Origin of the sequence: Pelatocladus sp. BLCC-F211 (assembly GCF_041928655.1) — a bacterium.
Classification (GTDB): domain Bacteria; phylum Cyanobacteriota; class Cyanobacteriia; order Cyanobacteriales; family Nostocaceae; genus Pelatocladus.
Genome location: NZ_JBHFLM010000058.1, coordinates 23,906 through 50,631 on the forward strand (window position 1 = coordinate 23,906; position 26,726 = coordinate 50,631).

At 38.4% G+C, this 26,726-nt stretch carries 16 protein-coding genes; 8 read left to right on the plus strand and 8 right to left on the minus strand.

Annotated elements, in window-relative coordinates:
• The first annotated feature begins 118 nt into the window (after window positions 1–118).
• Entirely contained in the window at window positions 119–514 is a 396-nt protein-coding gene (locus ACE1AT_RS06830; RefSeq protein ID WP_131120816.1) for a heavy metal-responsive transcriptional regulator, read from the plus strand.
• A 153-nt stretch (window positions 515–667) separates the two neighbouring features.
• On the opposite strand, the gene ACE1AT_RS06835 is transcribed toward ACE1AT_RS06830, so the two are convergent.
• The 3 genes from ACE1AT_RS06835 to cofG form a co-directional block, all read right to left on the minus strand.
• Entirely contained in the window at window positions 668–2,647 is a 1,980-nt protein-coding gene (locus ACE1AT_RS06835; protein ID WP_374866616.1) for a tetratricopeptide repeat protein, read from the minus strand.
• Window positions 2,644–3,969, minus strand: coding sequence for an ATP-binding protein (locus ACE1AT_RS06840; protein WP_374866618.1), 1,326 nt, complete (start codon window positions 3,967–3,969; stop codon window positions 2,644–2,646). Before ACE1AT_RS06840 ends, ACE1AT_RS06835 begins: the two co-directional genes overlap by 4 nt.
• 260 nt (window positions 3,970–4,229) lie before the next feature.
• Window positions 4,230–5,234 carry a 7,8-didemethyl-8-hydroxy-5-deazariboflavin synthase subunit CofG gene (gene cofG / locus ACE1AT_RS06845; protein WP_374866620.1) on the minus strand — a complete coding sequence of 335 codons (1,005 nt, stop codon included), beginning with the start codon at window positions 5,232–5,234 and terminating at the stop codon, window positions 4,230–4,232.
• A gap of 304 nt (window positions 5,235–5,538) precedes the next feature.
• Between cofG and ACE1AT_RS06850 the strand changes: the two genes are divergently transcribed.
• Both ACE1AT_RS06850 and ACE1AT_RS06855 read left to right on the plus strand, forming a co-directional pair.
• Window positions 5,539–8,646 (plus strand): plasmid replication protein, CyRepA1 family, encoded by a 3,108-nt coding sequence (locus tag ACE1AT_RS06850; protein WP_374866622.1) that lies wholly within the window; start codon window positions 5,539–5,541, stop codon window positions 8,644–8,646.
• 483 nt (window positions 8,647–9,129) lie between these two features.
• On the plus strand, window positions 9,130–9,888 hold the full coding sequence (locus tag ACE1AT_RS06855; RefSeq protein WP_374866624.1) for a metallophosphoesterase family protein: 759 nt from the start codon (window positions 9,130–9,132) through the stop codon (window positions 9,886–9,888).
• 116 nt (window positions 9,889–10,004) lie between these two features.
• On the opposite strand, the gene ACE1AT_RS06860 is transcribed toward ACE1AT_RS06855, so the two are convergent.
• Complete coding sequence (locus tag ACE1AT_RS06860; protein ID WP_374866626.1) at window positions 10,005–10,865, minus strand: M48 family metallopeptidase; 861 nt, start codon at window positions 10,863–10,865, stop codon at window positions 10,005–10,007.
• A 369-nt stretch (window positions 10,866–11,234) separates the two neighbouring features.
• Between ACE1AT_RS06860 and ACE1AT_RS06865 the strand changes: the two genes are divergently transcribed.
• The 4 genes from ACE1AT_RS06865 (at window position 11,235) to ACE1AT_RS06880 (ending at window position 15,684) form a co-directional block, all read left to right on the plus strand.
• Entirely contained in the window at window positions 11,235–11,771 is a 537-nt protein-coding gene (locus tag ACE1AT_RS06865; protein ID WP_374866628.1) for a DUF4330 domain-containing protein, read from the plus strand.
• A 246-nt stretch (window positions 11,772–12,017) separates the two neighbouring features.
• On the plus strand, window positions 12,018–12,914 hold the full coding sequence (locus tag ACE1AT_RS06870) for a hypothetical protein (RefSeq protein ID WP_374866629.1): 897 nt from the start codon (window positions 12,018–12,020) through the stop codon (window positions 12,912–12,914).
• 49 nt (window positions 12,915–12,963) lie between these two features.
• On the plus strand, window positions 12,964–14,886 hold the full coding sequence (locus tag ACE1AT_RS06875; RefSeq protein WP_374866631.1) for an Hsp70 family protein: 1,923 nt from the start codon (window positions 12,964–12,966) through the stop codon (window positions 14,884–14,886).
• 165 nt (window positions 14,887–15,051) lie between these two features.
• Entirely contained in the window at window positions 15,052–15,684 is a 633-nt protein-coding gene (locus ACE1AT_RS06880) for a Vat family streptogramin A O-acetyltransferase (RefSeq protein WP_374866633.1), read from the plus strand.
• A 205-nt stretch (window positions 15,685–15,889) separates the two neighbouring features.
• On the opposite strand, the gene ACE1AT_RS06885 is transcribed toward ACE1AT_RS06880, so the two are convergent.
• A complete protein-coding gene (locus ACE1AT_RS06885; RefSeq protein ID WP_016861225.1) occupies window positions 15,890–16,411 on the minus strand; it encodes a hypothetical protein in 522 nt (173 codons plus the stop codon).
• Window positions 16,412–16,722: 311 nt separating this feature from the next.
• Here ACE1AT_RS06885 and ACE1AT_RS06890 point away from each other — a divergent pair, with 311 nt between their 5' ends.
• Window positions 16,723–18,924, plus strand: a complete 2,202-nt coding sequence (locus ACE1AT_RS06890; protein ID WP_374866635.1) for a glycogen debranching protein — start codon at window positions 16,723–16,725, stop codon at window positions 18,922–18,924.
• A gap of 1 nt (window position 18,925) precedes the next feature.
• Here ACE1AT_RS06890 and ACE1AT_RS06895 read toward each other — a convergent pair whose 3' ends face one another.
• The 3 genes from ACE1AT_RS06895 to ACE1AT_RS06905 all read right to left on the minus strand — a co-directional run bounded on the left by ACE1AT_RS06895 (window position 18,926) and on the right by ACE1AT_RS06905 (window position 25,926).
• Window positions 18,926–23,641, minus strand: a complete 4,716-nt coding sequence (locus ACE1AT_RS06895; protein ID WP_374866637.1) for an NACHT and WD repeat domain-containing protein — start codon at window positions 23,639–23,641, stop codon at window positions 18,926–18,928.
• Window positions 23,642–23,717: 76 nt separating this feature from the next.
• Window positions 23,718–25,166 (minus strand): SIR2 family protein, encoded by a 1,449-nt coding sequence (locus tag ACE1AT_RS06900; protein ID WP_374866639.1) that lies wholly within the window; start codon window positions 25,164–25,166, stop codon window positions 23,718–23,720.
• A gap of 4 nt (window positions 25,167–25,170) precedes the next feature.
• A complete protein-coding gene (locus tag ACE1AT_RS06905) occupies window positions 25,171–25,926 on the minus strand; it encodes a CHAT domain-containing protein (RefSeq protein ID WP_374866641.1) in 756 nt (251 codons plus the stop codon).
• Window positions 25,927–26,726 lie beyond the last annotated feature (800 nt).

Here is a 26,726-nt window from a genome sequence, read left to right on the forward strand (position 1 = left end):
ATCATTAATCTACTTCAAGCCACCGAGATAAATAACCACAATAAATGTAAACATAATTGTCGATAGATACATAAATTATGTAAATTAGTAATAAAGCTGTATAAAAATTAGAAAGAATATGCTGTTAATTGGTCAGGTAACAGCTTTAAGCGGAGTTCCAATTAGAACCATTCGCTATTATGAAAGCTTTGGTCTTATCGAGTCATCAGGACGCACAGAGGGAGGTTTCCGACAGTTTTCCTTTGATGTCCTCAAACGTTTATCATTTATTAAACGCGCTCAAAGTCTTGGTTTGAGTTTGCAAGAAATTAGCGAAATCCTCCAAGTTTACGACGGTGGTAAACCCGCCTGTGATGAAATTCAACACAAATTACAAGATAAAATCTCGGATATTGACTATCAAATTGAGCAATTGTTGACTTTACGAGGCGAACTCCAAGAATTAGTTTCAGAATGGCACAGTGTATCAACAAAGCCGGAAGATAGAATTTGTCCTATCATTCAGCAAGATTGATAGGCTTTTTGCGGGAGTTCAAAAATACCTGTGATTCAAATCGCACGTCAGGTTAAGTCGCACATCGCGTTATATCTCCTCTTTGTGTCTTTGTGTCTTGGTGGTGAAAAAATAATTTTTGAAACACTAAGACACGGAGACACCAAGAAATATTCATAATTCCTCTCGTTGAATTAGCGCTTGAAATCGCTCATCTTCGCGAATACTATCAAAATTAGAGTTGGTTCTTGCTTTTTCTCGATATTCGGGATTAAGACTAATTGCTTTTTGCAGGTTTTCAATTGCTTGTTCAATATTTCCTTGTAGAGCATAGCAGCAAGCTTTGTTGTACCAAGCTTGGTGTAAGTCTCTTTTAATTTCCACAGCTTTGTCGTAGGATGCGATCGCTTCTTCGTAGCGTCCCAAATTACCCAGCGCAATCCCCCGGTTGTTCCAAGCTTCGTGTAAATCAGGTTTAATTTCCACGGCTTTGTCGTAGGATGCGATCGCTTCTTCATATCGTTCCAACTCAGCCAGCGCAATCCCCCGACCGTACCAAGCTTGGTATAAGTCAGGTTTAATTTCCACAGCTTTGTCGTAGGATACAACTGCTTCTTCATATCGTTCCAACTCAGCCAGCGCAATCCCCCGACCGTACCAAGCTTCGTCTTTGTCAGGTTTAATTTCCACAGCTTTGTCGTAGGATACAACTGCTTCTTCGTAGCGTTCCAACTCAGCCAGCGCAATCCCCCGGTTGTACCAAGCTTGGTATAAGTCAGGTTTAATTTCCACAGCTTTGTCGTAGGATACAACTGCTTCTTCGTAGCGTCCCAAATCATCCAGCGCATTCCCCTGGTTGTTCCAAGCTTCGTGGTAGTCTCTTTTAATTTCCACAGCTTTGTCGTAGGATGCAACTGCTTCTTCGTAGCGTCCCAAATTACCCAGCGCATTCCCCCGATTGTTCCAAGCTTGGTGTAAGTCAGGTTTAATTTCCACAGCTTTGTCGTAGGATGCAACTGCTTCTTCGTAGCGTCCCAACTGATGCAGCGCAACTCCCCGGTTGTTCCAAGCTTCGTGGTAGTCTCTTTTAATTTCCACAGCTTGGTCGTAGGATGCGATCTCCTCTTGGTTGCGTCCCAAATTACCCAGCGCAATCCCCCGGTTGTACCAAGCTTGGTGGTCGTCTCTTTTAATTTCCACAGCTTGGTCGTAGGATGCGATCTCCTCTTGGTTGCGTCCCAAATTACCCAGCGCATTCCCCCGGTTGTTCCAAGCTTGGTGGTCGTCAGGTTTAATTTCAACGGCTTTGTCGTAGGATGCGATCGCCTCTTGGTAGCGTCCCAAATTACCCAGCGCAATCCCCCGGTTGTACCAAGCTTGGTGGAAGTCTCTTTTAATTTCCACAGCTTTGTCGTAGGATGCGATCGCAGCTTCGTATTCTTTTGCTGAATACAGCAAATTTCCTAGTTCAAATAGTAGCTTTACCCTACTATCTTCTGTCTGGTGTTTTTCTACCAACAAATCTTGAATTTCTAAAACTTTTTCAATCTTTTGTTCTTGAGTAAGTTTCAAATATTCCTCATAATCTCCCTCCAAAATCAGACGAGTTGATTCCTGTTCAATCACTTCTGGTGTTGTAGGTAACTCAAATACTCCAGAACGCCAATCAAAAAAATCTGGGGCGCGATGAATTAAATAGTTTATCGAAAATGAGCGTAAGAGAAAAACAAAGCAAATCGAAAAATCATCTCTAAACCGTTCTCGCTGTTGATTTAAATGATTTAAAATATGCGGCACACTTGTTAAATCGCTAAATCTCCCTTCTGTAATTTCGCCAAAAGTTCTTTTCTCATATTTATATAAAGAATATTCCAGACCTTTAATCAATAAAATATCAATTTGCTTGTCTTTAACCAACTCAGCCACTCGCTCATATAAATTATCAATCGCTTCAACTAAGCGCAAAACTTCTACATGCTTCTGCGGAATATCCTGGGGAAGTTTGGCAATTAAACGATCTGCTTCCACAGGAGTACATTGCACAAAATACAAACCAAATCCTGATTTTCGCTTCAATGCACGAACCAAGTCTTGATAAACTGCTTCTGGTTCTGGGGGTAAATCTTCATCCCAATTATCTACATTTGGGTTCATGGAAGTTTTGCTACGGCTTCTTTAAATTCTGCAATTCCTTGAATGAATGGATGAATATCATACCAGCGTTGTACCTCTCCATCATCATCCAAATATCTGTATTCTAAAAGACAGCGATTGTACATTAAGCTGCGATACTGATCATCATTAAGAATGCGTTTAGAACGGGATACTTCTGCTAATAGATTCCATTGATTATTTTCCACTGTGCGGCGATAGGTATCTCTAGCTTGAGTAATTGCTCGTCGCACAGCATTTTCTGTAATTGGTAACTCTTCAATACGTCCGATCGCATCTTGAGTTAACAATAGCAAATTCCTGACATGTCCTCCACTCATCAAACAAAGCTTTTCTAAAGTATTGGGACTATCAAAAATGTCTGTTTCTAGTGATAGTTCCGGTGCAATTTGTCGGACTCGCTTGCTAATTACTTCTTTAACTTTCTTAAGTCCAGGTTGGTAAATTTCCCCATCAGGAGTTTTCACCATAATCATCGGTAAAATTAGGCATTCACCATAGAGTTCCCGGATATCTGTGGCTCGTTTAGAATACAACAGAGAAATGGGTGCAGTGTAAATCAAATGGCAATCTAAAGCTTTTAGTTGTTCGCTGCGGTGAAAAAAAACTTCCTCATAGTTGGTGCTATCTCCCTCTTTAACTAACACCATCCGGTCTAAATTATCCACAATTAACGCTAATTTGGTGTAGCCAGCAGGGAGTTTATTTTTCGCATCCGCCAGAAATTCATTCAACACCTTAATTAAAGTGAGACTTTCGGGATCTATTTTTTGGCGAATTTCTCGACGTAACTTGGGAACATTTCTTAAATTTGCTGTTAGCTTGGCAAACTGAGCAAGTTGTGCTTCTACTTCCATACTCTCAAACTCGATCTCAGTCTGTGCCAAGTCTTTTAAATCTTGCCAGCGTTTTTTTAACCAGTTCAGTATTGGATCAGGATTGGCAAGTGTGTGCAAATCTTTGAGCAATCGCCGAGTACAGGCGAGGAGTATATCTGTATACCGGGTGTCTTGTGATTGAATATCCTCTTCATCAGCCGCAAAATACACCACATAAAATTGCCGATTTTGTAAATAGTTCTTTAACCTAAGTAGTTCCGTAGATTTCCCCGAACCTCGATGACCAGAATACAATTGGCAAGTATTTTGATTTGCCAGTTGCATCCGATTTCCCAAATCTTGCAGAATATCGGTATCTCCCCTGACTTCCTGACAATCCACGTATTTTGGATCACCTGCGGGTAAAGGTTCAAAGGGGTTAAAAGCATTGTATAGGTTTGTTAATAACTCATTACTATCAAGCATAGGTAATAAATATAGCTATGTTTTTCATAATAACGAGATTATAGAGGGTTAAATGCTGGTGAAGAAAGTTCGTAGTAAGGACTTTAGTCCTTATTTTTTAAGCACTAAAGTGCTTACTACAAACTCTTAATTAAAATTTGACAACTACTAGTGGCATGGTAAGACTAAAATGATACAATAAATCTCTTCTTCCTTCTCTGCGTTCTCTGCGCCTCTGCGGTTTATTAATGCACTATTTTAAGGCTGTCGCGCCACTACTTTTACTTTGTGTCTTTGTGTCTTGGTGTTTCAAAAACTATTTTTTCACCACATAGACACGAAGAAAGTTTTCGCCATTGCTTCACCAGTGTTTGCAATTCCTCCGACAACCAACTATCAAATTGTGGATAAATTGGCAACCTTGGCACTAATTCCCATCCCGCAGGTTGTAAAATTTCTTTTAACTCCTGCTCTTGAATATGAGGATAATCAGGATTTACTTCATCTTTGGGGCCAATTCCGCCTAAATCTCTGGCGCCAGCTGCTATACATGCGAGTAACCATTGCTGATCTTTAACTAAATTTGGTGGAATTTGAATAGTAATATCTGACGGTAAAATTTGACGTGCTTTGCAAATTACTTCTGGTAGCTGATTCGGATCAAATGGTGGCGCATTAAAGCTTTGCTGATTACCAGGACTATGGGGTTGCAAAATCACTTCTTGAATGTGATGATAACGCTGATGCAAGTTGGCGATCGCTTCCAAAGTTTCCCACCAATCATTTTCTATTTCCCCAATTCCCAACAATAAACCGGTTGTAAATGGTATTTTTAGTTCTCCAGCCCATTCTAATTGTTGCAGTCTTAAATCTGGTAATTTACTCGGCGCATGTTTATGTACAGTTTTTAATAACTCTGGGGTTAACTGTTCTAACATCAACCCCATAGAAACATTTACCTGCTTGAGTTTTTGCATTTCCGCAAAACTCAGTGGACCAGCATTTGTATGCGGTAAAAAACCCATTTTTAATGCTAATTCACACAAATCATAAATGCGTTGAAACCATTCTAAACGCTGTGATGATTGGGGATGAACTTCGCCACTGAGGATGAGAATTTCACAAACATTTTTGTTTTTAAGTTGTTTTAAAAATTTTTCTGCTACTATTATTGTCAACCAAGGACTTTGACCCGGTTCTGTACGAAAATTGCAATAAGTACAGCGATTAAAACATTCATAAGTAGGAACAATTGTGTAAGCGGGACTATAAGTAATTATGTTCATAATTGGTTTTTAAATCATTCGCGAACAATCAGTAGAACGACTTCTTTAGCTACTACAAATCAGGATGTCATGCTTGCATACATGAATATACTTATAAATAAAAACTATATCTCAATAAATACTACAATACATACTTATTAGTATGGCAATAAAACAGACTCCATAGCTTGCAGAATAATTCACCGATGTGTCTCCCGTAACTTGGTAAAAAAAAGCAGCTGTAAATAGTCAATATCACTTCTATCAAATCTAGTAGGAGCATGGTAATGTTTTAAATCCGTTGTTTCCTATTTTGCCCTGACTAATGCATTTGCACTATTTACAACCCCAACATTTAGAGGAATTAGTCAACAGTGGCGGTATTGATTTACACTTAGCAACCTTGAATTTCCAGTCTTTGCAAGACGAAACCGCCTATAACTATCTGTTAATTTCCGAACACATACCACGCACAAACATTGGTATGGTGAAGAATAGCTGGTTACAACGCTATGCTCATGTAGCTGCTGGTGGCTGGTGGTGTGCTGGACTTGATCCTCTCAATAACTGGGAACCAATGGAATGGGGATGCTTGAAGCCAAATCAACCCCGACTCAATGAAAAAGGTAAATCTATTAAATACGAACATCCTCCTTGTACACCGACGCGGGTGTTTTGTTTGCGAGTCAGTTTGCGGGTGTGGCAACAAGTCGCCCAACGTTACAATCAAACCATGCCGGAGAATATTAGTATTACCGAAAATGGCGAAGCTGTAGGTTTTTGGCCGTGGGTAATGGCAAGAAATATACCTATAATTATTTGTGAAGGTGTGAAAAAAGCCGCCGCACTGTTAACGCAAGGATATGCAGCTATTGGTGTTCCTGGAATTACTAGCGGTTATCGTGTCACTAAAGATGAATTTGGCAAAGTTATTAGTCGTCAGTTGATCCCAGACTTAAATGCGATCGCGATCGCTAAACGCACATTTTATATTTGCTTTGATTTTGAAACCCAAGCTAACAAAATCGCAGCCGTAAATAACGCCATCTCTCAACTTGGTTTTTTATTTCAAACCCAAAATTGTCCTGTACAAGTGATTGAACTACCAGGAAATGAAAAAGGAGTTGATGAGTTTATCGTAGCCAAAGGTGCAAACGCCTTTGAAAAAATATATCGCCAAAGCGTTGATTTAGAAAATTATCTTGCTCAAACAAAACCCCATACAGAATTAACTATACCTCCTGCACTCACTCTGAATAATCGTTATTTAGGAGAAATACCTTTTCCTACTTCTGGATTAGTTGGAATAAAATCTGCTAAAGGCACAGGTAAAACTACAGCACTTCAGACAGTTGTGCAACAAGCAAAAAATAGAAATCAACCTGTTTTATTAATTACTCATAGAATTCAACTTGGTCGATTCTTATGTGAAAAAATCGGTATCAATTGGGGAATTAACAATGAAACCTTAACTCGTAGTGACAGCTTTGATACTCGCTATCAATCTCGCCAATCACTGGGATTATGTATAGATTCTCTGTGGAAGCTTAATCCTGAAGATTGGCAAGGAGCAATATTAATATTAGATGAAGTAGAACAATCATTATGGCATCTCCTCAATAGTAATACTTGTAAAGAAAAGCGAGTTAAAGTCCTAAAATCATTCCAACAATTAATTTCTGCTATCCTTACAACAGGTGGATTAGTTATTGCTCAAGATGCAGATTTATCTGATATTTCTTTAGAATATTTACAAGCATTATCAGGAATTAAATTAACGCCGTGGGTGGTCGTTAATCAATGGAAACCTCAACGCGGATGGGATGTTACTTATTATGATTCTCCTAATCCAACTCCACTCATTCACCAACTAGAATTAGATTTGATGGCAGGTCGAAAATGTTATGTAACTACTGATAGTCGTTCTGGACGTTACAGTTGTGAAACAATCGCGAGTTATTTACAAGAACGACTGCAAAGACTGCAAAAACAATTTTCCAAAACTTTAGTCGTCAGTAGTTTGACAACAAATACACCTGGTCATGCAGCAGTTGATTTTATCACATCTATTAATCAAAAAGTGCCAGAATACGATTCTGTGTTTGTCACACCCAGTTTAGGAACAGGAATTAGTATTGACGTTCAACATTTCGACTGTGTTTATGGCATTTTTCAAGGTGTAATTCCTGATTCCGAAGTCCGACAAGCATTAGCAAGAGTACGAGATGATATTCCCCGAATAATTTGGTGTGCTAAACGAGGTATTGGTTTGATTGGAAGTGGTAGCACAAATTACCGTTTGCTTTCTTCTTGGTATCAGGAAAACCAAAAAGAAAACTTGGCTTTACTCAGTCCCTTACATAAAATTGATGTAGACTTACCATTAGTTTATGACCCGATTCATTTACGAACTTGGTCGAAACTAGCAGCAAGAGTCAATGCTTCAATTAAACTCTATCGTCAATCAACTAAAGATGGTTTAATTGCTGATGGTCATCAAATTCAGACACGGAGTAACGCTGTTCAAAATAATATAGTCCGAGATTTACGCCTTGCTTTTTTAGCCGCTGACCCTAATGATTTAGCAACGCGCAGAAGATTAATTGTAGAAATTGTCAAAATCCAAAAAGATTGGTCACAAAGACGCCAAAAAGCCAAGGAAATTAAACGTAAAATTAAACAAATTAAGCAACACAACCAATTAGTAGCAGCAACAGCTGTAGCTAATGCTAAAGATATTGATTATGTGGAGTATGACCAACTCATAGCTAAACATTCACTTAGTGATGAAGAACGGAATCAAATTAATAAATATATTCTCAAGCAAAGATACAGTATATCAGTTACACCTCAACTAAAATTATTAGATGAGCAAGGTTATTATGGTCAATTATTAATTCACTATTATCTCACTCATGAAAGTGAGTATTTTTGGGTACGAGATCAGCAAGAATGGCAACAACAATTAATTTGGGGTGAAGGTCAAGTTTTCCTTCCAGATTTAAAAACATACACCCTCAAGGTTGAAGCGATGAGAGCTTTAGGAATGCTACAGTTTTTAGAACCGGAACGAGTATTTACTGAACATGATCCTGATTTAATTCTGTTGCAAAATACTGCTATCCAGTGTAGTAAACATATTAAAAGAACACTTGGTATAGATTTAGTAAAGGGTAAACAGCGCGTTTCTGCTATCAAAATACTGAGTAGATTACTAAATTTGTTAGGTTTGAAGTTACAGCGAGTTGATCAAATATACCAAGTTGATTTTAAGACTCTCAATGATGGTAGAGACAAAATATTTGCTGTTTGGCATCAACGAGATCAGTTGATGTTAGCTAATATGACCGATGCTGCTGATGGCAAAGCTATCTTATGGCACATATCAACTCAGACTAAAGGAGCAACACCCCTCTATGCAGGCTATAAATAAAATTATGTAGTAAGAACGATATGAAACAGTCTGCAATACTGTACATTCTTAACTATAATCGCTCTGATACTGTTTCAGTCTAATACATTTGGAAGGGGAGCCACTGCGCCCTTGCGGGTTAAGAGCGTTGTAGCACGTGGCGTGGACAAAGGAGTGTGGGGAGTGTGGGAAGACAAGGAAGGGAGAATTATTTAACAAGTCTCTTCCCAATGCCCGATACCCAATGACAAATGACAAATGACGATAATCATCTACATTTTATTAAAAATTTAAATTACTTTGTCAAATCTGCACATAGAATGAGGTGACTTTGTGATCTATCTGAAAGGAATATTAATAAATCGAATTTAAATATGGTCAACGAAAGTGGGAATAATAAAATCAATCAGACATTTGTAAGTTTTTTACTAAATTTACGAAATTTATGCAGTTTAGACTGTATTAGCACAACAAAAGGCAAAATTTTAGTCAAACGATAAGCCGATGAGCGTAACTAGTTACCGACGAATAGTAATTGGGGATGTGCATGGTCACTATGAAGGTTTAATGAGATTGTTAGATGCGATCGCCCCCGCATCAAATGATCAAGTCTACTTTTTAGGAGACCTAATTGATCGTGGCCCACAAAGCGCCCAAGTAGTTGATTTTGTTAAAGATAGTCGCTATCAATGTTTGCTAGGGAATCACGAACAAATGCTATTGAATGTTCTCACGAAACGCATCCCCACCCCTACAGTACAAGCGTGGCTATACAGTGGTGGACAGGCTACGGTATCTAGTTATGAAGAAGCTACAATTCCCCATGATCATCTCGAATGGTTTGATAATTTGCCTACATATATTGATTTAGGGGATGCTTGGTTGGTTCATGCTGGTGTTGACCCTTTCATACCTTTAGAAGCACAAACCGCCGACCAACTTTGTTGGGTGCGAGATGAATTTCACAGTATTGAAAAGCCATACTTTGCCGATAAATTGATGATTATCGGTCATACAATTACTTTTACCTTACCAGGCGTATCTCCTGGTCAATTAGCTCAAGGGGAAGGATGGTTAGATATAGACACTGGTGCTTATCATCCTCGTAGTGGTTGGTTAACGGGATTGGATATTACAAATAATTTGGTTTATCAAGCAAATGTTCTCAAAAATTGCATCCGCATCTCACCTTTGGAAGAAATAGTGACAACCATCAAGCCAGAAAAATTTCATCTAAATCGCCGCAATAAGTGTTTGGCCTGATTTAAGCGTCCCATAGGAGGGGAAGTCAAAAGTTAAAATTATTGGGAATATACGCAAAGTTTGGATGAGGTGGAAAACCCCAATCCAATATCTCAAAATTTAAATAGAAAATTGCTTCAAGACCTAAGCAGGGCTTGGATATTAGTCTTATATGTAGAATTATCTAAACCATCATTGCCATTGCTTGGTTGAGTATTGATGGCCTTTTTAATAATATTAATGCGATCGCCTGTTGCTGGGTGAGTACTCAAAAATGTTGGTACAGAACCCTTTTTGACAAGCTTTTGCATAAACGAAACCATCGCCGTTTGATTGTAACCGCTACGTGTCAAAGTTCTTAATCCTCTTTTATCAGCATCAAATTCGTGGTTTCGACTACCTGGTAGGTTACGCGCTAACTGATAACCAATTTGTATGGCTCGATTGCGATCTAAACCAGCTGCTGTTAACAAACCTGCGTCAAGTGCCTTTTGGCGCATCTGCTTGACTAGGTGTCTACCGCCAATATGACCAATTTCATGGGCGATTACGCTTGCTAGTTCCGCTTCATTTTCAGCAGTTTCGATTAAACCTGTATTTAAATATACAAATCCGCCAAGAGTAGCAAAAGCATTAATCTTATCATCGTCAACTACTTGGAAAGTAAAAGGAAGATTGGGGCGATCGCTATTTGCTACCAATCGCTGACCAATTTGTTGCACATAACGGTTAATATTTGCGTCGCGGTACAATCGAACGTCACTGTCTAGCAGTTGTTGATTGATTTGTTTACCAATCTCAACTTCCTGGCGATCGGACATATTAGAAAGCTGAAGTGCTTGCACTCCTTGAAAAATCAGAGGTACCCAATCAAAAGCTTGAGATGGTAAAGCGCTACTCAAACAAATACTCAGCGCCACCAGCACCGAAATCAATGGATAAAACAAACGACGTCGAAAAACAGTGTAATAGATATATAAGCTTTCCCTATTATTCATAATTCGGTCTGAAAAAACTTTAGAAAGAACGTAAAAAGAACAGACGCAAGCAGGATATAACAAGTTGCATGAAACATTTCTCATGCAGATGTCACGAGCAGACTTGACTATAATGCAGTTTTAACCGATTGTTTTTGGCAGCAGCAACTAAAAACAGCGACTATGATAAACTGTCGCATGTCAAAACACAATAAGACAGGAGGGAAAAGAAACAACTCAAAATTCAAAAGCCTACTCTTGGATGAAACGAAGAATCAAAAGGAGTCACTGCGCCCTTGAGGCTTCTTCTCATCCTAGCTAGCACGTGGCGTTCCATTGTCAAATTTAGCATTCATAAAGTCAAAAATTGAATTTAGGAAAATATCAGTTATGGCTATTTTAGATTCCAAAGGTCGTTTATTTGGTAAATTTAATGTCCTTGATATCGGTGCTGGACTGGTAATTTTACTAGTTATATTTGGCATCTTTTTCTTCCCTGGTACTACTGGTTCTGTTGCTCAAGTAGGTTCTAAAACAGTACCTATTGAAGTAGATTTAGTTGTTCGGGGATTAAATGTACGTGATCCTGAACAGTTATACAATCAAGGTTTAAAAGAAGGTGGTAAAACAAACGTTATTATTCGTAATCAACCCCACGGGAAAATTGATATCAAGTCTATTCAAACATTACCTAGAACTGTACTTGTTCCCCAGCCGAATGGTACTGTGAAAGAATTACCAGATCCAAAATCAAACAGTTTTAGTACAGACATGTTATTGACTTTGGTAGGTAAAGCCCAAGTCACTGAAAATGGACCAGTTCTAGGTAACAGCAAAGTCAAAATTGGGATGCCATTTGAATTAGAAGGCTTTAATTACAACTTTAATGCTAGCGTGATAGATGTACGAATTAAAGATAAATCTTAGTTAGAGCCATTAAAGCTTTATGGGGAAAAATGATTGTTTAACCTATCCCCCTAGCCCCCTTTCCTACTAGGGAAGGGGTAATTTTTTGTTATATAAACCTCGTCCATCTTGAAAAGAGGAGTTTTTCAAAAAGGACATTATGTAGGTTGGGTGGAACGGAGTGTAACCCAACCTACAAAACTACAAAACTAGGGAAGGGGTAATTTTTTGTTATATATGATCTTTGTGGTTAATTAATAATTAATAATGAAAAAACTATTTACACTTTTTAACGAAGAACGTCATCAACTCCAAACTGAGATTGACAAGGTGACTAGTGTTGAGCAGGTGGTGAAGTTGGTGCAAAACCGAATTGATCATCTGGAAAAAATTTATGTAGGTGAGCTAAATATGGCTCAAGTACGTTCGGCTGCTTTTTTCTTGGATGCATTGCGCCAGTCACTAGCTACTCTCACAGCTGCTAACCAAATTCAAGTCACTCTCCCAGAGTCAAAGCAAGTTACTAACCAAATTACCCAGTTGTCTCCTAACAGGTTAATCCTAAAACTACTGAAGATACTTCTTTATATAGGTATATTAGCTTGGTTATTTTATCTCACAGAAACTAGCCCTGGGGCGTGGATGGCTATTTTGCTTGCTTGTGTGCTGATAGGTTTAGAAGTTGTCTTGCAACTCGATAAAGATAGACAGGAAAATAATGCAAATTCTGCTGAGTTAAGAGAATTACCTCAATCGGTACTCAAAATAGATAGCAAAATTCTTCTTGATAATCTAGGTGATGCTCTCAACACAATAGACTTAGCAGTTGCTAGAGTTGAACAAGGGAATCAATCTTTAGACGATCGCGCGATTGAAGAATTACCAGAACTATTAAATTTTCTGCAAAGACTAATAGGTGCATCATTTTTGGATAAACCCCAAATGATGCTGGAATTAACTAAACTTTTGCCCCAAATTTTAATGGAGCAAGGAATTCGTACTCAAATTTATCAACCACAAGACCCCCAGAGCGATCGCGAATATTTTGATTTCGAGCCAAGTATCGACCCTGACACCAAAGATTTTGTGACTATTACTCCTGCTTTGCTCAAGGGCGATCGCTTGCTCAGACGTGGTCGGGTCATTGAACCAGCTTTCAAGTAAGCCTTTTGAAGCCTTGAAGATGCAGCATTAGAAACAAACAGATAAAAATATGGAAATTTTAGAAACAATTGGTTTTGATTTGGGGCATGGTGAAACGGCTGTTGCTAAAGCCATTGTGGAGAGTATTGAACCTCCCCAAATGTTGGAAATTAATAATAAGAAAAACCAACTCACGGCTCTTGGTTGGCATCCCGAACTTGGTTATCTTGTGGGAGAACAAGCATTAATTCAAGCTGGTGTTACTCAACTAGAAATATCTTTTAAGCAAAAACCAAATCATGACTTAAATTACAGGAAAACAATAAGTACTTTTGTTGCCACTTACTACCATCTTTTGCAAGCCAGTAAACAAATTGAAGGCGGGAAAAATAGCTATTTTTATGTTGGTTGTCCTTCTGGATGGTCAATGAGCGATCGCGAAGAATATCAAAAGCTACTGCAAACGGCTGGTATTTCCCAATTGTATGTTGTACCAGAGTCACGGGCTGCTTTTATGCAAGCCAAGGAAGCCGGGAGACTGGAGTATGAAAAGCTGAAATCATCGGTACTAATTGTGGATATTGGTTCTTCTACTACTGATTTCACCTTAGTCAAAAGTTTACATGAAATACCAGTAGATTTTGGTAGTAATGCTTTAGGAGCGTCTTTAATTGATCGTGCTATTTTTGAACGAACTCTCGCTAAACACGAGCAAAAAGCGTTACTTGAAAGAGTGTTTCATGAATATCCACACCACCAAGCTCGTTGTGAACTTGCTTGTCGCAAAGCTAAAGAAAATTATTTTTCTAACGAACAACTATACAGCGATTCTCAATCTTTTGCTCGTGGCTTTGAGTCGATCAACGAACAGATTTATTTTATTCCCCAAGTCAACAAATTGATGATGGAGGAAATCTTGAACCAACCTTTGACTGAACTGGGGCAAAATAGTTGGATGCAATCATTTCGCGCCGCTGTTAATGAAGCAAAACAACAGCTGGCTCAACAAAATATTGTGCCGCAACTTTTACTGATGACTGGTGGCGCGTCTCGGATGCAGTTTACTCATCAAATTTGTCAAGAAATTTTTCCCGAACCCCAAACCCTACTACGTCCCGATCCGGAACCAGAACGATGTATTGCTTTGGGTTTGGCGCGAGTCGGAAGATGGGATTTACGTGCATCTGCTTTTAAACAAGAAGTCAATAAATTATTTGAATCACAAAAGCTGAAAAATTTGATTGAGAGACATATTCCGGATTTAGTCGAATTGTTAACTAAGCCACTAGCAGATAATTTAATAGAAAGTGCTGTGAGAATTAGTATTAAAGAATGGCAAAAAAACCAAATCCGAACTTTAGCTGATTTGGAAGTATCTATGAAAGATAGAGCAGAACAATGGTTAAAAAGCGATCGCGCCCAACAAATCATCAATCATCAATGCATTAGTTGGTTTAATAATAAAATTCAACCAGACTTAGGCACAGAAACCGATCCCATTTGTCGTCAGTTTCATATACCCAGAAGCAGTTTAAGGTTTGAGGAAGGAATTGATCCTGCTTTTGTCAACCCAGATTTACGCATCGGTGACGCAATTCTAGCTGAAACAGTGGCATTTATCATTAATGTGGTAATTGGTGGAGGTACTCTCGCTAGTATCATCACTCTCATCCTCACCGGACACTTAACCTGGCCGATTGCTTTAGTATATGGTGCTTCGGTGATGGCAGCAGGTATGGAGTTAAATCGTCAGGGTGTCAAAGAAGCAATCAAGACAAATGTCGATGTTCCCGGTTGGATGCGTCCTAGTTTTTTAAACGACAAGAAAATCAATGATATTTGCAAGCAAATTCAGCCGGAGTTAGAGAAGGTGTTGCAAGAGCAACTTATAGCAAATCAAGAAGCTTTTGAGCAATTAATTGGCAAAGTTGAGCAAGGTTTGCAAAAAGCTCTGGCGACTAAGGTTCAAGAGGCGGTTATTTTGATTCAATAATTAAGTGGCGCTTGGAGAATTATTGCAATGCGATCGCTGTTTTCTTTTTCTGAGAAATCCTCAAACAAAATACATTTCGTACGCTCACTACAATCTGTCTTCGATTTCTAAAACCTGATTTTTGTAGACATACAATTTTTTCTAAAGTACTCGACAAGTTTGGCAATGTCATACCCCGAACCAAAAAATCCGCATCCAATGCAGGGTTTCCCTCAAGTTTGTTTTATCAAAAATACTGTCTCCAACCCCAACATCATCATTGGGGACTATACATATTACGATGATCTCCAAGACTCAGAAAACTTTGAGCGCAATGTGCTTTACCACTATCCATTTATTGGCGACAAGCTGATCATTGGTAAGTTTTGTGCTTTAGCTACAGGCGTAAAATTCATTATGAATGGCGCAAACCATCAGATGTCTGGGTTTTCAACTTATCCATTTAACATTTTTGGTAGTGGTTGGGAACGTGTGACACCGAAACCTGATGAACTACCTTTCAAGGGTGACACTGTGATTGGTAATGATGTGTGGATTGGATATGAAGCAATGATTATGCCTGGAGTTAAAATCGGTGATGGTGCGATCGTTGCTGCAAAATCTGTAGTTGTTAAAGATGTCGCACCTTACACAATTGTTGGAGGTAATCCAGCTAATTTAGTGCGCCAACGCTTTCCAGACGAAATCATCAAAACTCTACTAGAAATTGCTTGGTGGAATTGGGATATAGAAAAAATCACCAGAAATTTAGAAAAAATTGTTGGTGCAGATATTGAAGCGTTGAAAAGATGTGTGTAATTTCTGCAATTTTTGCTGTGAAGCTAGCAATTACTAAGGAAAATCGAAAACCCTCACGATTTAACTTTATTGATAGCTATTTATATCAAGCCTGGATAATCAGTTGATATTTCCATTGTGATGCTCATCGCAATCATCGCAACTATTAGCTAATACCCAATTACCAACACGAGCGGATAGTATAATTTTTCAAGTACACATGATTTTACTTCTTGTTATTTTCTTCCTCAATACTCTTGCGGAGTTCAATATACTGCTTACCTAAAGCCGTGATTTTGAGATAATTAGATAAATTATTTCCTTCATAGGGAATATCACGAATTTCCTTTGTATCTTCTATGTAACCTATATCTCGTAAGTGGTACAATTCTCTTTCTAATTTATTCGTCAAATCGTAATTCCCATAGTTACCAGAGTTAATTTTTTGCAAGGACTTATACATTGAGTCTGGGATTGTTAAGAGAAAGATTTTATCTACTCTGTTCTTAGTAGTACTCAGTTTTTTGTTGAGAGAATTGATTTTGTTGTCAATTTTATCTCTGTCAAATGTCAGTGCAACAACATCATCTGCTCGTGGAATAAATACCATTAAGATCGCAATGAAAAGCAATGCTGCTATAGTTAATCCTGAACTACGCCCAGAGAATAACATCACCAGTAAAACGCCTTCTATAAACGCAAGGCATGAAAAAGCTGCCCACCATTTTGTGGTATAGTCTTGAGTCATACTTCACTCTCCTAAAAAGAGTCTAGAGAAACTATTATTGTTTTAGTTAAATTTAATTATAGTTTTGATTTTCATATCTGATTCAGTTTCATATTATGATGCCTTGATAATATAGAAAATTGATTTTCAGGAAGTAGAAATACTTAATATATTTGCAAGTAAATAATAAATTGAAAAAACCAGGATTGTAAGTATTAATTTATATTTCGCTAACAGCATTTATTGATACTCACGCCCCGGCTTGGAAATCAAAATTATGTAGTGGCTCGTTGCAGTTAAGCTACTTTATAATCCTTGTTTGGTGAATAATAATGAATATGACACTCTGGAGTGGAAACCCCTATCCTCTAGGTGCTAGATGGGATGGTCAGGGAACAAATTTTGCTTTATTTTCCGAAAACGCCACAGGTGTCGAGGTTTGTCTGTTTGACGAAAAGGAGCAGGAAACTCGCCTATCTTTGGTTGAGGTGCAAAATCATATCTGGCACAGCTACGTGCAGGGTGTCAAACCAGGACAGAAATACGGATTCCGAGTCTATGGACCCTATGAACCTGAGAAAGGACACCGTTTCAATCCAGCTAAACTGCTACTTGACCCCTACGCCAAGGCGATCGCAGGCGATGTGATCTACGGGCAAGAAATTTTTAATTATTCATTAGAAGATTCAACAAAAGATCCATCTCCGTCACTGTTCTATTTAGGCTTAGATGATGCTCATTTGATTCCCAAGGCAATTGTGATTGATGATACCTTTGATTGGGAAGGAGACAGGCTCCTGCAAATTCCTTGGTCTGAAACCATTATTTACGAAACTCATGTCAAGGGTTTCACCAAGCTTCATCCAGACATTCCTGAAAACTTACGGGGAACTTATGCGGGGTTAGCTCATCCAGTTGCGATCGCTCATCTCAAGTCTCTCGGTGTTACAGCAGTGGAATTGCTACCTGTTCATCACATTTTCCCTTGTCCCCAATTTCTGGCTGAACATGGACTCCGCGACTACTGGGGTTACAGGACTCTCGGTTATTTTGCTCCCTATTCTGGTTACAGTGCTAGTGGCATCTTAGGACAGCAAGTCACTGAGTTCAAACAGATGGTAAAAAACCTTCATGCTGCGGGTATCGAAGTCATTTTAGATGTGGTCTATAACCACACAGGAGAAGGAAACCCATCAGAACCGACTCTATCTTGGCGCGGTATCGATAATGCAGTTTACTATCGCTTGAACGAAGATAACAACAGTGAATATCTAGATTTTACAGGCTGCGGAAATTCTCTCAATGTCAGTCATCCCCAAGTCCTGAAAATGATTTTAGATAGCTTGCGTTACTGGGTTACGGAGATGCACATAGATGGTTTTCGCTTTGATGAGGCTCCGACGCTAGCGCGGGAATGCTTTTCCACTGACTATCAAATCCAGCTAACCATTTCTCAAGACAACAACCAAAGTGAATCTAAAACTTTCTGTGAGAAAATCACTAAGATTCAGTACGACATGGGAGCCGCTTTTTTTGATATCATCCATCAAGATCCAATTCTTTCTCAAGTGAAATTGATTGCTGAAGCTTGGGATTCGGGGGACGGTGGCTATCAATTAGGCAACTTTCCGATTTTATGGTCAGAGTGGAATGACAAGTATCGCAATACGATGCGCGACTTCTGGCGTGGCGAACAGAAAAATAGACAAGAATTGATCAATCGTTTTTTGGGTAGCCCTGACTTATACAAAAACCAAGGGAAGCGCCCCCGCGCCAGTATCAACTATATCACTTGCCACGATGGGTTTACGCTCAACGACCTAGTCAGCTACAACGAGAAACACAATGAAGTTAACCAAGAAAACAATAAGGATGGCAGCAATAACAATCGCTCCTGCAATTATGGAGTTGAAGGAGAAACGGACGATCCAGAAATCTTACAGCTACGAGAGAGGCAACAACGCAATTTCCTGACGACTTTGATGCTATCTCATGGTGTGCCGATGCTGTTGGGAGGAGATGAAATCGGGCGAACCCAACAGGGAAACAACAATCCTTACAATCAAGATAATGCCAATTTTTCTTGGTATAATTGGGACTTGACTGAAAAACAAACAGAATTGTTGCAATTTACGCGCCAGTTACTCCAGTTTCGCCGTCAATATTTGGTGTTTCAGCAGCGCAATTGGTTAGAGCGGGGTTCGCGCAGGGGTAGCATTGATTGGTTCAATCCAGATGGGAGTGAGATCAGCAAAGAAGAGTGCCAAGATGGCGTTTGTGCCATTAGTATTTTCTTGAACAGCGAAGGAATTTCCACGCCTGATGTCTGCAATGACAGCTTTCTCATGTTTTTCAATGCGGAGGATAAAATGATGGAATTTGCCTTACCGCTTGGGCTAGAGGATAGAGAGTGGAAGGTGATCATTGATACGACTGAACCTCGCTTTATTGAGGAGAGCCGTGTTTACCAAGGTAGTGAATATGTAGTCGTGACGGCGCGATCGCTAGTGGTATTGCAGGGGAACAAGATTTAACTCAACCCAGGAACTTATCCCTTTCTTGTCTGGTTAAATCACGATATAATTTTTGCTTCAGTTTCTGAGCCAATTCTTCAGTTTCTATAGTCCAGAGGCGAACAGTATTGTCAAAGCTAGCTGAAGCGAGTTGTTTTTTGTCAGGACTAAAGGCGATCGCGGTTATTTTTTCTTTATGTCCTTGAAGAACAAAGGGATCATTGTCTAAATTTTCCAGATCCCATAGCTCGATGCTACCGTCATAACGTCCTGAAGCGACCCATCGATTATCTTTAAATGCTAGGGCAGTTACCCAGCAATTCAACTTTGACTCGCTCTCTGACTTAGGAGGAATTTTTTGACTTTGCCCATTATCAAGCTGACTTGTATCCCACAACAAAAGATACCGTTGATCACTACCTGAAACTAGCCATTTTCCATCAGGACTAAAAGCTAAAATGATGGGCGCATCTTCATAGGTTTTCTCATGAACAAGCGGAGATTTAGTCAGAAAATTTCCAGTTTTTAGATTCAATAAATTTATTTTCCCTAATACTCTCCCTGATATTTTCTCTGCTTTATAAGCAATGGCTACAATCTGTTCATCATTAAAAGCATAAGGTTGGAAAAGTACAGAAGTAACGGTGAGTTTATTGTTCAGCGGAAGGTTTGGTAGAATTTTATATTCTCCTTTAGACTCTAGCTCCCAAACTTGAAGATTGTTCTCTATCACGGCTGCAATCAACTTACCATCAGAACTGAACGCAAGCGAATTAATCTTAAGTTCTTTGTTGGTTTCTGGAAGTATTTTTATGTTCTTATTCGGCTTCTTATTTATATCTTGAAAATTTAAATCCCATATCCAGATTGAGCCATCTGAATTTCCGACAGCTATCTTTTGTTGTTTCCCTTCCCCAAAAAAGGCTACTGTCGAGATATCTGGAGAGACTGAACAAGAAGTAAGCAATTTATTTCTATTAATATAATTGTCACATTCTCGGACTTCTAAAGTTCCATTAGAGCAGACTAAAGCAAAGTGTGTCTCGTCAATCCAGGTAACTGCTATCACCTCTTTTTGACGTGGTTTAAAAATTTTGGATTCAGCCCTTAAATTAAAAAATTTGATGATGATTTTATCCCAAATCACATCTTGTTCAAGCACTGGAACATTTTTTGGTTCACTCCCCAAAGTCCAAAATCGCATTGTCCGATCCCAACTACATGAAACCAAACGCTGCGGGTTATTTGGATCGAATGCGACTGAAGAAACGCTGTAGGAATGACCATGCAATACTTCTGGCTCTTCTTCAAGATTTTCAAGATTCCACACCCTAATTGTCTGATCTTCACTAGCTGAAGCTAGCTTCATTGAATGTTTTTTGTAGACTTCACCATCACTCACTGAATTCGGGTTCTCCGAACTAAAGGAAATTGCTCTGACACATCCTTTATTTCCTTTCCAAGCTTTTTTTAGTGAAACATTAATCTGATCTAGTTTCCACAGACAAACCGTACAATCTCTGCTTCCTGAAGCTAACCATTTTCCATCTGGAGCAAACGCCACACAAAAAATTTCTTGCTTATGTTTCTTTAAACTCCTTAATAGCTTAGGTTTTAGAGGATCTTCTATATTCCAGAGATAGACAATTCCATCCCCTCCTCCAGCAGCCAGTAGCTTACCATCTGGACTAGTATCAACTGACCAAATCCAAGGATCTGAAAGTCTATTTTTCCGATGATTTTTTCTGGAGAAGAGCTTTGACAGCCCATCAATGAGATTATCTAACCATTTTTGTAGAGTAGCTAGCCAATCTAGTTGGCGCTGTAATGGTTCTCGGAATTGCTCAGGTTGTTGAGGTTGACTGATATCCCATAGCCAAACATTACCTGTCCAATTACCTGCTGCTAGGAGTTTATTGCCATCTTGCCGATTAATAAGTGACACTGAGGTAAAACCATCTTGACTTAGCTCTTTTTGGTCTGGGTCTCTAATTTCAGAGATGCAATTTATTCGCTGTACATTCAAATTATTAATCTCTAAGTGAGAAAGATCCCAAAGTTTAATCGCCCCATCTCGACCACTTGAAATCAACATTTGATTGTCTTGACTGAAGACAACTGTCATGTCTAGATTTGAGCCAGGAGACATGTGACAAGCATCATGAGCCTTTTCTTGCCAACCTATCAGTTTAGGAGTTGTACCTTCCTTCTCCAGATCCCATACCCAAAGACTTCCATCATGGTTGCTGGCAGCTAACATTGTTCCATGCCCATTAAATTTTACCTGCCAGAAATCTCTTTTATTAGAGGACTTATTAGGAACAGTAAGCAGGCAACTAAAATATGGATATTGCAAAATCTCCCGTAAAGCTTCATCAACCTGAGATAAATCCTTTGGATAGCCCATATCTTTATGAGATCCATAAGCTTGACATGCTAATAGTGCGGCTAACTCTCTTTTTCCTCGTCTACATAAAGCCAAGGACTGAGTTGGTAAATTCTGTTTCAGACTAATGCTGCGAAGTTGACTTATATATTTTGTTCGCCAAGATTGAAGAGCTGGCATTAAACCATCAAAATAAATCTCGTAAGGTTTATCAATCTTGTCTTGTTTTGGCGACGATCGGACTGGTCGCAAGATGCGTTTGCGATCTAATTCATCAAGAAGCTTCACAACCTCGGTTTTCTCCATTTTTGGTAGCTCTAGCTGCTTGAGAACTTTAGCGTCTTCCTCAGCAAAAGCGACGATTTCCCGGACGGACAGGGCGCGTTTACTGCCAGAGGGTGTACTTAGATAATAAAGGACACGAGAAACTGTATTCAGGCTATTAGATTTTATGGCTCTTCCTATGAGGTGATAAGCAAGACTAATAAACCACCAATCACGCTTTGCACCGTTCATCGGCTGACTGTTTTGTATCGCTAGATACCACTTCCACCAGAAACTCAGGAGAGCCGATTTTATACTTTGTTCTTCTAATTTTTTTATTGTGCTATCTACATAATGCTGGATAATTTCTTCAATTCCCTCCTTAATGATTTCATCCTCTGATAGTGTTTTTTTCCTCTCTTCCGATTGAGTCTGGGGAACTATTCTCTTTTTTCCTAGTTTTTTTACTGTTTTTAATGAGAGAATTCGCTTTCCATCTTTGTATTTTTTCTTCTTCCACAACTCAGTCATTACCAGTTGTAAAAAGGGAGTTACAACCGGTTTTTCTTCCTTAGCCAGATTAGTCAATACCTCAATAATTTTTTTAGCAAATACTTCTTCATAAATTTCGGCTATTTCTATATTTGTTAGTTTTTCTTGATTTTGAAAAATCAGACTATCTTCAGATAAGGTGAAACACGGAACTTCACACTCAGTATTTTTTTCTTTAGCTTCTTTCAACTGAACAATAAAAGGTTTTAAAAGTTTGAGATAACTATCACGAATAGAAACTAATATATTAATGGGAAACTCAGTAAACACTTGTTTTAATTTTTCTGTAAACTCTTCAGTTTCCCAAGAGGAATGAGCTTCAATATATTTTTCAAAATGGTCGAGTATAATTAGTAATTTTACATCATGACTATTGCCGAAACTGGTCTGTTGCTCTGAATATTTTGTCCAGATTTGCAATGTCTCTTGAAGTGTAATTTTATTGAAAAAATTATCACCTTCGTATTTATTTTTAGTCCAAAATATTTGAATATCTTCCTGAATCTGCTTTACTAAATCATTGAGTGGATTGCCATTCCAAGTATTAAAAAGAACAGGTAGAAACCAAGATGATTCTGATGACTCTGACTCTTTGCTAGTTTTACTTAAATAAGGAATAACCTCTCCTTGTAGCATAAAGCTTTTGCCTGCATATTTTTCTCCGGTGAATACAATTAGACGGGAGTTTTTAAGACACTGAATAAAGTTGTATCTCTCAATGGGTTTCTTTATTGCCTCTTTGGCTGATTCTCGATCAAGAAATTCTAGTTCTATGCAGTTACCAAGAATATTAAAAATAGTTCCTTGAAAGGCTCCTTCAAGTCTGTAGAACTCATCCGAACGGATAGAGATGAGAAAGTGAACGGCTAGGTTAGGGTAGTTAACTGCACGAGCAAACTCTGTAGTAAAATCCTCCTCATTTCCTTGTTGGGCATGATACTGAAAATACTCCTCAAACTGATCCAGAATAATGAATAGTTCACCACCTCCCTGTTCGCCACTAATGATTTCCACACAAGCTTGCAACTCCCGAATAAATTCGGAAGGGAGATAAGAATTAACAATATCTAATTTTTGATTTTGGTTTTCGGATTTTATATTGAGAGTTTCTAGAATTTTTTCTCGCGTTTCTTGTTCTTTATCTTTCTGTTTTTTTATTATCTCCTCGACCAACCTTGAAATTTCCTCTGGCTTATCCTTATTAATTGCTTTAGCAACAGCAGTTTTAATATTTTCACGCAGTTTTTCTAGTAAATCTTCCTCTCGATTATTATCTTTCCAATTCTTAAAGACAACAGCAGCGATTTTGGGGACACCTGTATTTTTTCGATTCTCCTCTCCAAACAATTTCAGGTAATTAGCGACACCAGCTTGAAGCAGAGAACTTTTTCCAACACCACTTTCGCCATAGAGTACAGTTAGTCGAGAAACCATTAAGCGATCAGTTACTTTTTCTCGCCACGCTTCCCGTCCAAAAAAGAAGAGTGCGTCTTCTTCTGTGTATGGATTTAAGCCTTGGTATGGTGTATCATTCATGAGACTAACTCCTACAAGTTCATTTCACGATTAAAGAATTTATCTCAATTAAAAGAATTTATAAATAATAAATTTTCTAAATCATTTCTTTCAATTGTTCAACATAATCTTTCCAGGAGTATTCTATAAGTTCTATGCCCCAATGATTCTTCCAGTATGTTTCTTCATTGAGGTCTCCAGGATGACTTGATTGATGAATCAACCATCCTTTTACATAATTTTGGGGGTAAGAGGGGTTTTCTTCAGTGTTACGAAAATAGTCTAAGATAGCACGCAAGTCAGGGTCATTGGCACTGTAGCCGATAAATAAAATTTGACTATTGTTCCAGTGCATAATTAGCTTGGAAGGCAATATTTCTCTTAATTTTAGATGTGCATCCTTAGAATCTCTCAAGTAATTATTATGATGAATTTCGGGAATAAAAAAACTGTCTTGGTTTTCCAATTTATAGAGAGTACCACCATAAAGCTTGATAATAATTGGACGATCTAAACCTACAGTCTTTTTAAATTTAATCTCTTTCAGACTATCAATAATGCTATCTTTATTGCTGGTATTTAAAACTCTTGAATTTAACTCATTTTGAGAATATTCTTTTTTACTTTGGTCATATTTTTCTGGAATACGATAACGGATATACTTAAATTTACCGCGAACTTCACCATGTGCGATGTAGGATAAGACGTCGATATCTTGCTCGTTGCTTTCAAAAGCTAGTTCCAACCCCCAATCATAAGTTGTTGTAGCGATTACTTGGTAAGGATTTTCCCAATCAGGATCTGTATTTATCCTTTCTTTGATTTTTAGGACAAGGTCTGCTAAAGACTTCTGCAATGGATTGAATTTATAATCTTTTTTTCTAAAAATGCTACTAAGTTTGTTATGTAAGTATGCATTTTCTAAATCTTTTGAACTCGACTCTCTAGATATTATTTCTCTCAATCTTAAAGGCAATATATCTTTAAAGTATTGTGCTCGGCACCGAAGCTCCAACTTGGCTTCTCTTAACCTTTGTTCATCTATTAATTGAGAGTTATTCCCTATCGCTGTTAGGACTGGACAAACATCAGGCTTAAAGATTGATTCATTTTCACTAGCTCCCTCTTTCATCTTGAAAGGACATATTTCACAGGGAAATCCTATTAAATTATTGATGTTTATCGTATTTTTTTCTAAGGAAAGTTCGTCAGCTATTTGCCTATCGCTTGGTGGCAAGTTAGAATCTTTTGTTAAATTGATCCCTGAACCAAGGAAGAAAATTAAGCTCCCGTTACGTAGAGATTTAGCCACCTCTTGGAAGTGCTTTGATAGCTCCTGTTCATTCACAGGATTGGGAACAGGAGAAATAATAGATCTACCTGTTCCTTCTTTTGTTAATTCATCGATTTTCTGCTTGCATTCTTTTATCTGCTTCTCCAGGTCAAATTTCTGGGCGGGATTGGCGGTTCTTGCTTCTTCATTTTGAAAGAAAGCTAACTTTTCTTTCCAGGTGTCCAGTGGTGATTGAGGTTCTTGAGAAGCCATGCACTTACCCTCCTAACTCCTTAATTTTCTGCTTGCATTCTTTTATCTGCTGCTCCAGTTCAAATTTCTGAGCGGGATTGGCGGTTATTGCTTCCTCATTTTGCAAGAAAGCTAACTTTTCTTTCCAGATTCTTATCACAGCAAAGTTGTCATCATTTTTGGCGGGTTGTTCTGTTTGAATTCCATCCAGCTTAACGCCTTCTTTTTTATGGAGTTTCGGGGTCAAGTTCTCTGGTATCCCGGACAGATTGATCGCAGTACAGCCCAACTTGTAAGCAAATTCATAGGACTTTCCTGCGCCTAATGCACTGTAAAAGCCAGCTGCAAATTCAATTGCTGCCTTATCGCCAATTGCCTTATCCATGCCAACCACATAGGGAATGTGTTGAGCGATCGCTTCTGCTTGTATCTGTGTGTAGCAGCCGTTAAGCACAATGCACTCCAAACTACCAGCAAACAGCTCAAACAAGCTCGCTAAAGTGTCTCCATCTATTAACTTGGCATATCCGCTTTCATCCTCAAAGGCTAACCCCTTTTCTCCCCCTCCATGTCCTGCAAAGTGAATAATTTGCGGGTTGAAATCCAGCATTGCTCTGCGGATATCTATTAATCGCACTGCCCAACGCTGTTCCAGCTTAAATTGCTCTCGCCGTTTAGACCGCTCTAGCTCTACCTGGATTTCTCGGAACTCTTGATCTAAACGCAGATGTGTCGTATCTAGCGGATTGGCTGCCAGGAATAAGATTGTCTTAATTGTCATTGATTATGATGTCTTTTTCAAACTACCCTACTCTTTCAATTTAGGAATAAAAGTTGAGGAAGTTGTGAAGATAATCAGTAAAAATGCTGAATTAAGAAATTTCCAACGTTATACAAGCGTTTCCAAAAGCACCTAACTCAGGGTTTGCGATCGCACTCATGGCGATTGGTATAAATATGAATGGGTTGCTCAAACATGATCACAACTAAACTAGCTCGAACTTGAGCGCTTGGTAGGTGCGATCGCTCTCATCTCAAGTCAGTTTATTATTTATGGTCTTGTATTTTTTTCTATACGACTTAAGAGGTCAATAATTGCTATTAATACTTCTGTCAAAGTATATACAATGAGACAACTAATTACTAAATAAAGTAAGGCTCCTAATAAAATTGCACCATTATATGATTGAAAACTCAAAGATTGAAAAAATGACAATTGTATAACAAAAGAAACAATTACAATGAAATAGCCGATAAACTGAAGTATTCTGAGAGTAGTAATTAATCTTGTGTATAGTCTATTTTGATTAGAACTGTTAGGTGATTGGTTACTGCTCATAAATTTATATTTTCAAATTACTTAAATAATACGAATAATAAAAGTGTTTCCAACTAGGAAACACTTTGTGATCATACTTAGCTTGAGGCTGAAACCTAACTATATAAACCACGTCTACTTTGAGAACTGTAGTTTTGTAGGTTGGGTGTAGCGACAGCGAAACCCAACATTATAGTCTGGTTAATGTTGGGTTACACTCCGTTCCACCCAACCTACATAATGTCCTTTTTGAAAAACTCCTC

What these genes read in the sequence shown, in the direction of transcription:
- ACE1AT_RS06850 (WP_374866622.1), top strand. Translation starts at nt 5,539, where the DNA reads ATGCATTTGCACTATTTACAACCCCAACATTTAGAGGAATTAGTCAAC.
- ACE1AT_RS06830 (WP_131120816.1), top strand. Translation starts at nt 119, where the DNA reads ATGCTGTTAATTGGTCAGGTAACAGCTTTAAGCGGAGTTCCAATTAGA.
- cofG (WP_374866620.1), bottom strand. Translation starts at nt 5,234, where the DNA reads ATGAACATAATTACTTATAGTCCCGCTTACACAATTGTTCCTACTTAT.
- ACE1AT_RS06835 (WP_374866616.1), bottom strand. Translation starts at nt 2,647, where the DNA reads ATGAACCCAAATGTAGATAATTGGGATGAAGATTTACCCCCAGAACCA.
- ACE1AT_RS06870 (WP_374866629.1), top strand. Translation starts at nt 12,018, where the DNA reads ATGAAAAAACTATTTACACTTTTTAACGAAGAACGTCATCAACTCCAA.
- ACE1AT_RS06840 (WP_374866618.1), bottom strand. Translation starts at nt 3,969, where the DNA reads ATGCTTGATAGTAATGAGTTATTAACAAACCTATACAATGCTTTTAAC.
- ACE1AT_RS06900 (WP_374866639.1), bottom strand. Translation starts at nt 25,166, where the DNA reads ATGGCTTCTCAAGAACCTCAATCACCACTGGACACCTGGAAAGAAAAG.
- ACE1AT_RS06860 (WP_374866626.1), bottom strand. Translation starts at nt 10,865, where the DNA reads ATGAATAATAGGGAAAGCTTATATATCTATTACACTGTTTTTCGACGT.
- ACE1AT_RS06890 (WP_374866635.1), top strand. Translation starts at nt 16,723, where the DNA reads ATGAATATGACACTCTGGAGTGGAAACCCCTATCCTCTAGGTGCTAGA.
- ACE1AT_RS06880 (WP_374866633.1), top strand. Translation starts at nt 15,052, where the DNA reads ATGTCATACCCCGAACCAAAAAATCCGCATCCAATGCAGGGTTTCCCT.
- ACE1AT_RS06865 (WP_374866628.1), top strand. Translation starts at nt 11,235, where the DNA reads ATGGCTATTTTAGATTCCAAAGGTCGTTTATTTGGTAAATTTAATGTC.
- ACE1AT_RS06855 (WP_374866624.1), top strand. Translation starts at nt 9,130, where the DNA reads ATGAGCGTAACTAGTTACCGACGAATAGTAATTGGGGATGTGCATGGT.
- ACE1AT_RS06885 (WP_016861225.1), bottom strand. Translation starts at nt 16,411, where the DNA reads ATGACTCAAGACTATACCACAAAATGGTGGGCAGCTTTTTCATGCCTT.
- ACE1AT_RS06875 (WP_374866631.1), top strand. Translation starts at nt 12,964, where the DNA reads ATGGAAATTTTAGAAACAATTGGTTTTGATTTGGGGCATGGTGAAACG.
- ACE1AT_RS06905 (WP_374866641.1), bottom strand. Translation starts at nt 25,926, where the DNA reads ATGACAATTAAGACAATCTTATTCCTGGCAGCCAATCCGCTAGATACG.
- ACE1AT_RS06895 (WP_374866637.1), bottom strand. Translation starts at nt 23,641, where the DNA reads ATGAATGATACACCATACCAAGGCTTAAATCCATACACAGAAGAAGAC.